The organism is Streptomyces abyssomicinicus (assembly GCF_008974245.1).
Taxonomy (GTDB): Bacteria; Actinomycetota; Actinomycetes; order Streptomycetales; family Streptomycetaceae; genus Streptomyces; species Streptomyces abyssomicinicus.
On the sequence record NZ_BBZI01000007.1, the window covers coordinates 377264 to 391603 of the forward strand.

The window sequence follows — 14340 nt, forward strand, 5'->3', positions numbered from 1 at the left end:
CCCGCGGCCCGGGCCCGGCGGTGCCGCGCGCCGTTCCCGTTCCGCTCCGAAGGACTGCATCCATGACGGATCCGCACGACAAGCCCGCCCCGGCGTCCTCCTTCCCGTGGGCCGCCCCCGGCGCCCCGGCCGCGCGGAACGGGACGGCGCATCCGACGATCGCCGCGCTGTTCGCCGGGTGGACGGCGCGGACACCGCAGGCGCCCGCGCTCACCGACGGCCGCCGCACCTGGTCCTACCGGGAGCTCGCGGTACGGGCCGGACGCATCGCGGGCGACCTGCTGCGGCGCGGGGCCGGACCGGAGCGCACGGTGGCGCTGGTCCTGCCGCGCTCGATGGAGCTGATCGCCGCCGAGCTGGCCACCGCGCTCACCGGCGCCGCCTTCCTGCCCGTCGACCCCGGATACCCGGCGGACCGGCGCGCGCTGATGCTCACCGACGCCGCGCCCGCGGTCGTCCTCGACGACCTGGCGGCCGTCCGGCGGACGGCGGAGACGGAGACGGAGACGGGGGCGGCGACGGAGACGAGGGCGGGGGCGGAGGCGGGTGCGCCGGCCCGGGCGCAGGCGGCCTCGGAGGCCGGGAAGGCGGCCTCGGCGGAGGGCTTTCGGTGGCACACGGGCGACGTCGCCGTCGGGGCGGACCACGCCGCCTACGTGATCTACACGTCCGGTTCCACCGGCGTTCCCAAGGGGGTGACGGTCACCCACCGGGGGATCGGCGGCTTCGTCGCGGCCGCCGCCGAGCGGTACGCCGTGGGTCCGGGCGACCGGGTGCTCCAGTTCTCCTCGCCGAGCTTCGACGCGTCCGTGCTGGAGCTGTTCGTGTCGGTGCTCGCCGGGGCCACGCTGGTGGTGCCGCCGGGCGGGCCCTGGCTGGGCGACGAACTCGCCGCCGTCCTGGACGAGTTCCGGATCAGCCACACGCTCATACCGCCCGCCGCGCTCGCCACGCTGCCCGACCCCGGACCGGACGGCGCGCCGCACCTGCGGACCCTGATCGTCGGCGCCGAGGCCTGCCCGGCCGCACTGGTCGACCGGTGGGCGCCGGGGCGGCGGATGGTCAACTCCTACGGCCCCACCGAGGCGACCATCGTCTCCACCTGGACCGGCCCGCTCCGGGCCGGCACCGGCGCCCCGGCGATCGGCGCCCCCCTGCCCGGCGTCCGGGCCCACGTCCTGGACGAGGCGCTGCGGGAGGTGGCGCCCGGCGCGGACGGTGAACTGTACGTGGGCGGGGCCGGGGTGGCCCGCGGCTACCTGAACCGTCCCGGCCTGACCGCGTCCCGCTTCGTCGCCGACCCCTTCGGGCCGCCCGGCGCCCGGCTCTACCGCACCGGTGACCGGGCCCGGTGGCGGGCCGACGGGGAGCTGGAGTTCCTCGGCCGCGCCGACCGGCAGGTCAAGGTGCGGGGCTTCCGCGTCGAACCCGGGGAGATCGAGGCGGCCCTGCTGCGACACGCCTCCGTGCGCGAGGCCGTGGTGGTGGCCCGCGAGGACGCCCCCGGCCGGCGGCGGCTCGTCGGCTACGTCACTCCGGCGGACCCGCAGCGGCCGCCCCGGCCCCAGACGCTGCGGGCGGCGCTGGGCGAATCGCTGCCCGCGCACCTGGTCCCCTCCGCCGTGGTCGTCCTGGACGCCCTGCCGCTCACCCAGCAGAACAAGATCGACCACCGGGCGCTGCCCGCGCCCGCCCACGCCCCCGCCGCCGGCCACGTGCCGCCCCGCACCCCCGCCGAACGCGCCCTGGCCGCCGTCTGGTCCGAGGTGCTCCGCGTCGACCCGGTGGGCGCCGAGGACGACTTCTTCGACCTCGGAGGCGACTCCGTCCTCGCCGCGCGCACCCTTTCCCGGGTCCGTGAGGAACTCGGCGTGAAGCTGTCCGTGCGGGACGTGTTCACCGCCCGCACCGTCGCCGGGCTGGCCCCGCTGCTGGACGACCCGTCCGCCGCGGCCCCGCCGGAGCCGATCCCGCCCGCCCCGCGCGACCGGCCGCTGCCCCTGTCCGGAGCCCAGCGCCGCCTGTGGTTCCTCAGCGACCTCGACGCGGACGGGACCGAGTACAACACCGGCGTCGCCCTGCGGCTGCGCGGCCCGCTCGACCCCGAGGCGCTGCGCCGCGCCCTCGACCGGCTCACCGCCCGTCACGACTCCCTGCGCACCACCTTCCCCACCTCCGGCGGACAGGGCACCCAGCGGGTGGCGCCCGGGGCCCGGCTGCCGCTGCGCACCGCGGACGTCGCGCCGCTGCCCGCCGGACGGCACGCCGAGGAGACCGAACGCCTGCTCACCGAGGAGCTGCGCCGCCCCTTCGACCTCGCGGCGGGCCCGCTGACCCGGGTGCTGCTGGTGCGCCGCGCCGCCGACGACCACGTCCTGCTGCTCGCCCAGCACCACATCGTCACCGACGGCTGGTCGGTGGGCGTGCTGGTCCGCGAACTCACCGCGCTGTACCGGTCGGAGGCGTCCGGGGAGCCCGACGGCCTGCCCGCGCCCGGGCTGCAGTACCCGGACTTCGCCGTCTGGGAGAACGAACGGCGCTCCGGTGAGCAGGAGGCCGAGGACCTCGCCCACTGGAAACGCCACCTGGCGGGCCTCCAGCAGCTGGACCTGCCCACCGACCGCCCGCGGCCGGCCGTCCGCGGCACCGTGGGCGCCGCCCACCGCCTGCGGATCCCCGCCCGCCTGATCGCCAGACTCCGCGAGTCGGCCGGGTACCGGGGGACCACCCTGTTCACCCTGTTCGCCGGTGCGGCGGCCGTGCTGTTCTCCCGGTACTCCGGGCAGCGGGACGTCGCCTTCGGCACCGTCACCGACGGGCGCGGGCGGCGGGACCTGGAGGAGGTCACCGGCTTCTTCGCCAACACCGTCGTGCTGCGCGCCGACGTGGACGACACGCTCACCGTCAACCGGTTCCTGGAGTCCGTGCGGTCCACGGTGCTCGACGCCTTCGCGCACGCCGGGACGCCCTTCGACCGGGTGGTCGAGGAACTCGCCCCGCCCCGGGACCCGAGCCGTACGCCCCTCGTGCAGGCCCTCGTCGTCCAGCAGACGCCGCTCGCCCACCCGCCGCTCGCGGCAGGCGTGCACGTCGAGGAGCACCCCCTTCCGCGGCCCGCCGCACGCTTCGACCTCGTCCTGGAGTTCACTCCGGTGCCCGACGGCGGCTGCGAGCTGACGGTCGAGTACAACACCGACCTGTTCGAGCCGCGCACCGCGGCCCGGATCGCCCGGCACCTGCACCACCTCCTCGAAGGGCTGGCCGACGGGCCGCACCGCACCCTCGCCGAACTGCCGCTGCTCACCGACGGCGAACGGGACGCCCTGCTGCGCGCCGGAAGCCCGCAGGCGGCCCCGCGGCGGGAGGGCGGCCAGGACGACCTCGAGGACCGCGACCGCGAGGACCGGGGCGGCGAGGACCGCGACCGCGAGGACCGGGGCGGCGGGGGGCGGACCCTGCCCGCCCTGTTCGAGGAGCAGGCCGCCCGCACGCCCGACCGCACCGCCGTGGTGTGCGGCGCCGCACGGCTGGACTACGCCGAGGTGAACCGCCGCGCCAACCTGCTCGCCCGGCGGCTGGTCGCCCGCGGCGCCGGCCCGGAGACCCTGGTGGCCCTCTGCCTGTCGCGCACCGCGGACCTGGTGCCGGCGCTCTGGGCCGTCCTGAAGTGCGGCGCCGGGTACCTGCCGGTCGACCCGGAATACCCGGCCGAGCGCATCCGCTTCATGCTCGCCGACGCCGCCCCCGCGCTCGTCGTGGCGGGCCGCGACACCGCGGACGCGCTGCCGCCGGACCAGGAGCCGCTGATCCTGGAGGAGTGCCTCGCCGACCCGGCCGGATCGCACCCCCACCGCACGGACCCCGGCCACCCGGACGCGGACCTCACCGACGCGGACCGGACCCGCCCCCTCGACCCCGCCCACCCCGCGTACGTCATCTACACCTCGGGTTCGACCGGCCGTCCCAAGGGCGTCGTCGTCACCCACCGCAGCGTCGTCGAGCTGGCCGCCTGGGCGGCGGACCGGTTCGCCGGCCGGCTCGGGCACGTGATCGCCGCCACCTCGCTCAACTTCGACGTCTCCGTCTTCGAGCTGCTGTGCCCGCTGCTGGCGGGCGGCACCGTGGAGGTGGTCCCCGACCTGCCCGCCCTCGCCGACACCTCCGCACCGCGGCGGGCCGGGCTGGTCAGCGGCGTGCCCTCGGTGGTGTCCCGGATGCTCACCGGCGCGGTCCCGGCGGTGACGGCGGACACCGTCGTCCTGGCCGGGGAGGCGCTGCCCGCGCAGACCGTGCACGACCTGCGCACCGCCATGCCGGGCTGCGAGATCGCCAACCTCTACGGGCCCACCGAGGCCACCGTCTACGCCACCGCGTGGTTCGCCGGGGACGAGGCGCCCGACCAGGCCCCGCCCATCGGCCGCCCGGCGGCCCGCACCCGCGCCTACGTCCTCGACCGGATGCTCCGCCCGCAGCCACCGGGCGTCCCGGGCGAGCTGTACCTCGGCGGCGACGGGCTGGCCCGCGGCTACCTGCGCCGTCCCGGCCTGACCGCCACCCGGTTCGTCGCCGACCCGTTCGCCGTGCCGGGCGGCCGCATGTACCGCACGGGCGACCTGGCGCGCTGGAACGCCGAAGGCGAACTGGAGTACCTGGGACGCACGGACGACCAGGTCAAGGTGCGCGGCTTCCGCATCGAACTCGGCGAGGTGGAGGAGGCGCTGCGCGGCTGCCGGCACGTCGCCGAGGCGGCGGCCGCCGCCCACGGCGGCGACGGCCACCACCGGCTCGCCGGCTACGTCGTGCCCGAGCCCGGCGCCACGGTGGAACCCGGCGCCGTGCGCCGCGCGCTCGGCCGCACCCTGCCGGACTACATGGTGCCCGCGACGGTCGTCGTCCTGGACGAACTGCCGCTCAACCCCAACGGCAAACTGGACCGGAGCAGGCTGCCCGACCCCGGCCACGCCCCGCGGCCCGCCCGCCACGTGGCGCCGCGCACGGACACCGAGCGGATCCTCGCCGCCATCTGGGCCGAGGCGCTGGGCGTCGAGAGGGTCGGCGCGGACGACAACTTCTTCGCCCTCGGCGGCGACTCCATCCTCAGCATCCAGGTCGTGGCCCAGGCCCGGCAGGCGGGCCTCGCCGTCACCTCCCGCGACGTCTACCGGTACCAGACCGTCGCGGCCCTCGCCCGGTGCGCCGACGCCGCCGCCGGCGACCGGCCCGCCGTGCCCGAGGCGGTGCCGCCGAGCGGGCCCGCGCCGCTGACGCCCATCCAGCACTGGCTCCTCGCCCGCGGGCCCGGGCACGCGGGGCACTTCGCGCAGACACTCTCCCTGGAGACCGGCGACGACGTCGACGAGGCGGCGCTGGAGGACGCCCTCAACGACCTGCTCGCCCACCACGACGCCCTGCGCTCCCGGTTCACCGGCGGGGAGGACGGCACACCGGTCCGCTGGCACATCGACGCGAGCGCGCCCCGCCTCGCCCTCGCCCGCCACCGGGGGCCGGACACCGACGCGCCCCACCACGGCCCGTTCGACCTCGCCCGCGGCCCCCTGCTGCGCGCCGTGCTGCACGACCGCGGCGCCGGCCGCCCGCCCGTGCTGCACCTCGCCGTGCACCACCTGGTCGTCGACGGCGTCTCCTGGCGCGTGCTGCTCGAGGACCTCGACCGCGCCTACCTCGCCCGCCGCGCCGGACACGACGGCGCCCACGCGCTGCCGCCGAAGACCTCGCCGCTGCGCCACTGGGCCGAGCGGCTGAGCGCCTACACGGCCGGCGGCGGCTTCGCCGGGGAGGAGGCCCACTGGGCGCGGGCCACCGCCGGCGCCGGAACGCGCCTGCCCACGGACCGGCAGGGCCCCAACACCTACGCCTCCGCCCGCGCCGTCACCGTACGGCTGGACGCCGAGGACACCGCCGCCCTGCTGCGCACCCTGCCGGAGACCTACCGCACGCAGGCCAACGACGTGCTGCTGAGCGCGCTCGGCCGGGCGCTGTGCGCGTGGAGCGGACACGGGCGGGTCCTGGTGGACGTCGAGGGCCACGGCCGGGAGGAGCTGTTCGACGACGTCGACACGGGCCGGACCGTGGGCTGGTTCACCACCCGGCACCCCGTCGCCCTCGCCGTGGAACCGGACGAGGACTGGGACGCCGTGCTGAAACGGGTCAAGGAGGAACTGCGCGCGGTGCCCCGGCACGGCATCGGCCACGACGCGCTGCGCCACCTGGCGGCCCCCGGCGCACTGCCCGACGGCCCGGCCGCCGAGATCAGCTTCAACTACCTGGGCCGTTTCACCCCGCACGGCCGCCCGGACGGTCTCCACCGCGCCGCCTTCCGCCCGCTCGGGCTGGACGCGGACCCGCGCGCCGTACGCCCCCACCCGCTGGAGGTCGTCGGCCAACTGAACGACGATGAGCTGGAGTTCACTTTCTTCTACTCCGCGGACCTGCACGACGCGGCGACCGTCGGCCGGCTCGCCGAGCGGTACGCCGACGCGCTCACCGGCCTGGCCCGGCACGCCGCCCGCCCGGGCGCCGCGGGCCGCACGCCGTCGGACTTCCCGCTCGCCCGGCTCGACCAGGCCGCCGTCGACCGGATCACCGGCGACGACCCGGCCGGCGTGGAGGACGTCCACCCGCTCACCCCCACCCAGGCCGGCATGCTCTTCCACGGCCTCTCCCAGGACGACAGCGGCGTCTACTTCCACCAGCTGACCTTCGTCCTCGACGGCGTGCCCGGCCCGGAGGCGCTCGAGGCCGCCTGGCAGCGGGTGACGGACCGCACCCCCGTGCTGCGCGCCCACCCCGTCTGGCAGGACGTGCCCGAACCGCTGCTCGTGGTGCGGGGCGCGGCGCCCGTGCCGGTCACCCACCTGGACTGGAGCGGCGTCGCGGAGGGCGAACGCGAGTCCCGGCTGCGGGAGTTGCTGCGCGAGGAACGCGAACGCGGCATCGACCTCGCCCGCGCGCCGCTGCAGCGGCTGACGCTGGTCCGGCTGGGCGACGACAGCGTGCGTGTGGTGTGGTCCTTCCACCACCTGGTGCTCGACGGCTGGAGCCTCTTCCACGTGCTGTCGGACGTGTTCGCCTGCGTCGCCGACCCGGACACCGCGGCGCTGCCCGTCCGCCGGCCGTTCCGGGACTACGTGGCCTGGCTGGGCGACCGCGACCGCGAGGAGGCCGAACGGCACTGGCGGGAGCGGCTGGCCTCCCTCGACGAGCCCACCCCGCTGCCCTACGACCGCGAGCCGCGCGAGAGCCACCGCGCCGAGTCCCGCGAGGCGGTGCGCGCCGTGCTGCCCGCCACCACCACCCGGGCGCTCCGGGAACGCGCGAAGGAGGCCGGACTGACCCTCGGCACCCTGGTGCAGGGCGCGTGGGCGCTCCTGCTGAGCCGTCACGCGGGCCGTGACGAGGTCGTCCTCGGCACCACCGTCTCCGGCCGCCCGCCCGAGCTGGACGGCGCCGAGGCCATGACCGGCCTGTTCATCGCCACCCTGCCCACCCGCGTCACGGTGCCCCGCGCGGGCACGCTGCCGCAGTGGCTGCGCCGCCTCCAGCAGGAGCAGGGCGAGGACCGGCGGCACGGCTCCGTACCGCTCACCCGCATGAAGGCGTTCACCGGGCTGCCGGAGCGCACCGGCCTGTTCGACAGCATCGTCGTCTTCGAGAACTACCCGGTGGACGACGGCCTGGCCGCCGCCCACGGGCTGCGGCTGAGCGGGCTCGAAGGCGTCGAGACCACCAACTACCCGCTGAGCCTGGTCGTCGAGCCGGGACCCGAACTCGCCCTGAGCCTGGGCTACGACCCCGAACTGTTCGACGCCTCCACGGCCGGACGGCTGACCGGGCACCTCACCGTCCTCCTCCAGGGCATGGCCGACGACCTCGACCGCGCCCCCCGCCGCCTGCCCCTGCTCACGCCCGCGGGCCGCGAACAGGCGGTCCACGCCGGGAACGGCGCCACCACCGGCGCGCCGGTGACCACGACCGCCGCACTGTTCGCCGGGTGGGTACGGCGGACGCCCGACGCCGTGGCCCTGGAGACCGGCGCCGAGCGGCTCACCTACCGGGAACTCGACGCCCGCGCGGCCGCCCTGGCCGGACGCCTGGCGGCGCTCGGCGTGGCCGCGGAACGCCCGGTGGGCGTGCTCATGGACCGCTCCGCGCACCTGGTCGTCGCCCAGCTCGCGCTGGTGCGCACCGGCGGCGTGTACGTCCCGCTCGACGGGCGGGCGCCCGCGGAACGGCTGCGGCTGATGCTCGCCGAGGCCGGCGCGGACCTGCTGCTCACCGACGCGGCGGGGGAGGGGACGGCCCGCGCGGTGCTGCCCGCCGGACGGGTGGTCCGGGCGGACGGCGCCCCCGACGCCCCCGACGCCCCCGACGCCCCCGACGCCCTTGGCGGACCCGAGGCGCACGCGGAGCCCGGGGGACCCCCCGGCGCCGTCCCGCCGCAGGTCCCTCCGCCCGTCCACCCGCCGGTCCACCCCGACAACGCGCAGTACCTCATGTTCACCTCCGGCTCCACCGGGACCCCCAAGGGCGTCGCCGTACGGCAGCGGGACGTCGCCGCGCTCGCCCTGGACCGGGCCTTCGACGGGCACGAACGGGTCCTGGTGCACTCACCGCACGCCTTCGACGCCTCCACCTACGAACTGTGGGTGCCGCTGCTGCGCGGCGGCACGGCCGTCCTCGCGCCGCCCGGCGGGACCGACGCGGCCGTGGTGCGCCGCGCGGTGACCGAGCGGGGCGTGCGTCACCTGTGGCTGACCGCGGGCCTGTTCCGGCTGCTCGCCCAGGAGGACCCCGCCTGCCTGCGCGGCGCGCGGGAGGTGTGGACCGGAGGGGAGGCCGTGCCGGGCGCGGCGGTGCGGCGCGTCCTGGACGCCTGCCCCGGCCTGACCGTCGTGGACGGCTACGGCCCGACCGAGACCACCACCTTCGCCACCCGCCGCCCCTTCACCGCCGGGGAGCCGCTGCCCGCCGTGCTCCCCATCGGGCGCCCGCTCGACAACACCCGGGCGTACGTCCTCGACGACTCCCTCCAGCCCCAGCCGCCGGGCGTCCCCGGCGAGCTGTACCTCGCCGGCGCCGCCCCGGCGCGCGGCTACGCGGGCCGCCCCGGGGCGACCGCCGCCCGCTACCTCGCCGACCCGTTCGGCGGGCCCGGCGAGCGGATGTACCGCACCGGCGACATCGTGCGCCGGGACGCCGACGGCGAACTGCACTTCGTGGGCCGCGCGGACGACCAGATCAAGATCCGCGGCTTCCGGGTCGAACCCGCCGAGATCGAGGCCCGTCTCACCGCCCACCCCGCGGTCGCCGAGGCCTTGGTGTCCCTGTACGAGCACGCCGGGACCAAACGGCTCGCCGCCCACCTGGTGCCCGCCCCGGACACCGCCGAGCCGGCCCCGGCCGAGCTGCGCGCGCACCTGGCGACGGACCTGCCCGACTACATGCTGCCCGCCGCCTTCGTCACCGTGCCCGAGCTGCCGCTGACCGCCAACGGCAAGGTGGACCGCCGCCGGCTGCCCGCCCCCGCCTGGTCGGCCGCCGGCGACGCCCACCGCGCGCCCCGGCCCGGGGCCGAGCAGACCCTCGCCGGGATCTGGGCGGAGCTGCTCGACGTCGGACAGGTCGGCGCCGACGACAACTTCTTCATGCTGGGCGGCGACTCGATCCTCGGCATCCAGGTCGTCTCCCGGGCCCGGGCCGCCGGGCTGGCCCTCACCCCGCGCGACCTGTTCCGGCACCCCACCGTCGCCGCCCTGGCCGCCGCCTGCGAGGCGGGCGGCGCCCCGGAGGTCGCCGGGACCGCGCCGGTGACCGGGGAGGTCGCTCTCACCCCCGTCCAGCACTGGTTCCTCGACGCCGGCCCGCGCCGCCCGGAGGTCTTCGACCAGTGCGTCGTCGTCGAGACGCCGCCCGACGTCGACGCGGACGCCCTGCGCCGCGCGCTGCGCGCCCTGTGGGACCACCACGACGCCCTGCGCTCCCGCTTCACCCGGCGCGACGACGGCTCCTGGCTCCAGACCTGCGCCGCCCCCGGGGAGGAGGAGCCGCCGCTGCTCCGGGTGCACGACCTCGGCGGCCTGGACCCGGCCGCCGCGCGGGCGGAGGAGGCCCGCCTCACCGCCGAGGCCCACACCGCCTTCCAACTGGAGAGCGGACCGCTGCTGACCGCCCGCCTGTTCACCGGTGTCCCGGCCCCCCGCCTGCTGCTCGCCGTCCACCACCTGGCCGTCGACGGCGTCTCCTGGCGCATCCTCCTGGAGGACCTGGAGACCGCCTACGCGCAGGCCCGGGCCGGCGGACCCGCCGCGCTGCCGGAGCGCACCACCTCCGTGCGGGAGTGGGTGCGCAGGCTCCACGAGCACGCCGGGAACGGCGGCTTCGCCGCGGAGCGGGAGCACTGGGAGGCCACCGCCCGGCACTGCGCCGCGCCGCTCCCGGTGGACGCCGACGGCGGCAACACCGTCGCCGACGCCGACTCGGTCACCGTACGGCTGGACCGCGCACGCACCGACGCGCTGCTGCGCGACGTGCCGGGCGTCTACCGCACCCGGGTCGACGACGTCCTGCTCACCGCCCTCGGCCGGGTCCTGACCGACTGGACCGGGCGGGACACCGTCGCCGTCACCCTGGAGGGCCACGGCCGCGAGGACGGGCTCTTCGACGACGTCGACCTGTCCCGCACGGTCGGCTGGTTCACCAGCGTCCACCCGGTGGCCCTGCGGGTGCCGGAGGGGGACTGGGGCACCGCCCTGAAGTCCGTCAAGGAGCAGCTGCGGGCGGTGCCCGGCCGCGGACTCGGCCACGGCGTCCTGACCCGCCTCACCCGCGACCTCCCGGCCGGCCCGGCCCCCGCGATCAGCTTCAACTACCTGGGCCGCTTCGACTGGCACACCGAGGGCGCCGCCCTGGTGCGCTCGGTGCCCGGCGGCCTGGACGGCGCCGACGCGCCCGAGGAGCGGCGTCCGCACCTCCTCGACGTCGTCGCCCGCGTCGAGGACGGCGAGCTGGAGATCGGCTGGCACTACAGCGCCGGACGGCACCGCCGCGCGACGGTGACCCGTCTGGCCGAGGACATGGTGCGCGCGCTGGAGGCCGTCGTCGCCCACTGCGCCGAGCCCGGCGCGGGCGGCCGCACCCCGTCGGACTTCCCGCTGGCCCGCCTCGACCAGGCCGCCGTGGACCGGATCGCCGGGGACGGCCGCGAGGTCGCCGACGTGTACCCGCTGACGCCGATGCAGGCGGGCATGCTGTTCCACGGCCTGATGGACCCGGACAGCCGCACCTACGTCAACCAGGTGCAGTTCACTCTCTCCGGCGTCACCGACCCGCACGCCCTCGCCGAGGCGTGGCAGCGCACCGCGGACGCCAACGAGGTGCTGCGCACCCAACTGGTGTGGCAGGAGACCGCCGAGCCGCTCCAGGTGGTGCGGCGCCGCGCCGTCGTGCCCGTCACCCACCTCGATCGGACCGGCCGGAGCGAGGCGGAGTGCGCGGCCGAGCTGGACCGGCTGCTCGCCGAGGACCGGCTGGCCGGCATCGACCTGGCGACCGCCCCGCTCATGCGGCTGACGCTGATCCGCCTCGCGCCCGACCGGGTGCGGGTGGTGTGGACGTTCCACCACGTGCTGCTCGACGGGTGGAGCGCGGCCCAGGTCTTCGACGAGGTGTGCGAGCGCTACGCGGCGCTGACCGGGGGAGGCCGCCCGCGGGTGCCCCGCCGGGCGCCGTTCGCCGACCACCTGCGGTGGCTGGCCCGCCAGGACGCCGCGGCCGCCGAACGCCACTGGCGGCAGGCGCTGGCCGGGTTCACCGCGCCGACCGAACTGCCCCGCGACCGCCGCCCCGCCGGGGCGCACCGCGCCTCCTCCAGCGCGGCGGTGCACGTCACCCTCGACCCGCGGGTCTCGGCGCGGCTGCGGGAGACCGCGCAGCGGGCCGGCCTCACCCTCAACACCGTGCTCCAGGGCGCCTGGGCGCTGATCCTGTCGCGCTTCGGCGGCGGGGACGACGTGGTGTTCGGCACCACCGTCTCGGGGCGCCCCGCCGGCCTGCCCGGCGTCACCACCATGGTCGGCCTGTTCATCAACACCCTGCCGACCCGCGTCCGGGTCGACGGACGCCGCCTGCTGCCGGACTGGCTGCGGGAACTCCAGGCCGCCCAGTCGGAGGCCCGGCGGCACGACTTCGTCTCCCTGGCCCAGCTGCGGACCTGGAGCGAGGTGCCCGGCGGGGCCGGCCTGTTCGACAGCATCCTGGTCTTCGAGAACTACCCCTTCGACGGCGACGGCGTCACCCGCCACGGCCTGACCCTGACCCAGGAACGCGACGTCGAGCCGACCAGCTACCCGCTCAGCGTGGTCGTCGCCCCCGGCGACACCCTGTCCGTCTCCCTCGACCACGACCCGGCCGTCTTCGACACCGCCACCGTGGAGAGCCTGGGCGCGAGCCTGCGCACCCTGCTGACCGCGATGGCCGCCGACCCCGACCGCCGCCTGGACGACCTGCCGGTGCTCACCCCCGGGGACGAGCACGTCCCGCACCACGGGCCCGCCGGGGAGGCGGCGACGGCGGCGCGCCGCACGCTGCCCGAGGCGTTCGCCGCCCAGGCCGCCCGAACCCCCGACGCCCCGGCGGTGGTCTGCGGGGACGAGGAACTGACCTACCGGCAGCTCGACGAACGCTCCAACCGGCTCGCCCGGCTGCTGATCGGGGCGGGCGCGGAGCCGGAACGATTCGTCGCCCTCGCGCTGCCCCGCACCGCCGACCTGGTGGTGGCGCTCCTCGCGGTCCTCAAGAGCGGAGCCGGCTACCTGCCGGTCGATCCCGGCCACCCCGCCGAACGGATCGCCCTCCTCCTCGACGACGTGCGGCCCGCCGCCGTGGTGACCGGCCTGGCCACCGCGGGACGCCTCCCGGACGGCCCGTGCCCGCGCGTCACCCTCGACGACCCGGAGACCGCGGTGCGCCTGGCCACCGCCTCGCCCGCCCCCGTCGGCGACGACGAGCGCCGCCGGCCGTTGCTGCCGGACCACCCGGCCTACGTCATCCACACCTCCGGCTCGACGGGCCGGCCCAAGGGCGTGGTCGTCGCCCACGCGTCGGTGACGGCGCTGACCGACTGGGCCGCCGCCGAGTTCGCCGGCCACGGTCTCCACCACGTCGTGGCGTCGACCTCGCTCACCTTCGACGTGTCGGTCTTCGAGATCTTCGCTCCGCTGCTGTCCGGCGGCCGGGTGGAACTGGTCCGGGACCTGCTGGCGCTCGCCGAGCGGACCGGGCCGTGGCGGGCGGGCCTGCTCAGCGCCGTGCCGTCCGCGCTCGGCCGGCTGCTCACCGAGGACACCGTCCACGCCGGTGCGGACACCGTCGTCCTGGCCGGCGAGGCGCTGCCCGCGCGGACCGTGCGGCAGGTGCGCGCGGCGGTGCCCGGCTGCCGGGTGCTGAACGTCTACGGCCCCACCGAGGCCACCGTCTACGCCACCGCCTTCGCCTGCGACCCCGGCGACCTGGACCGCGACCCGCCCATCGGCCGCCCCGTCGGCGGCACCCGCGCCCACGTCCTGGACGCCCGGCTGCGCCCGGTGCCGCCCGGCGCGACCGGCGAGCTGTACCTCGCGGGCACCGGCGTCGCCCGCGGCTACCTCGGCCGCCCGGGCCTGACCGCGTCCCGCTTCCTCGCCGACCCGTTCGGCCGGCCCGGCGACCGGATGTACCGCACCGGCGACCTGGTGCGCCGCACCGCGGACGGGGACCTGGTCCACCTCGGCCGGACGGACGACCAGGTCAAGGTGCGCGGGTTCCGCATCGAACCCGGCGAGGTCGAGGCCGCGCTGACCCGCCACCCGCGGGTGGCCGCCGCGGCGGCCCGGGTGGTGGAGCACGAGGGCCACCGCCGGCTGGTCGCCTACGCGGTGCCGCGCGGGTCCGGGGCCGTGGACCCGGCCGAACTGCGCGACCTGCTCACCCGCACCCTCCCCGGCCACCTGGTCCCGTCGCTGGTCGTGCCGCTGGAGCGGCTGCCGCTCGGCGCCACCGGCAAACTGGACCGGCGGGCCCTGCCCGACCCCGTGTGGTCCGCCCCCGGCCCCGGCGGCGCCTCCCGCCCGCCGCGGCCCGGCGCCGAGCAGACGCTCGCCGCCATCTGGTCCGAGGTGCTCGGCGTGCCCGGCATCGGCGCCGACGACAACTACTTCGCGCTCGGCGGCGACTCCATCCTCGGCATCCGCATCGTCTCCGCCGCCCGCCGCGCGGGGCTGCACCTGACGCCGCGCCACTTGTTCACCCACCAGAGCGTCGCGGAACTCGCCGCCGCCGCCGAGC

At 77.3% G+C, this 14340-nt stretch carries 1 protein-coding gene; it reads left to right on the forward strand.

What is annotated here, in order from left to right; translation table 11 throughout:
- Positions 1-62: 62 nt before the first annotated feature.
- The coding region (locus GBN72_RS15140; RefSeq protein ID WP_246212501.1) for a non-ribosomal peptide synthetase at positions 63-14340 on the forward strand (14278 nt) is incomplete at its 3' end.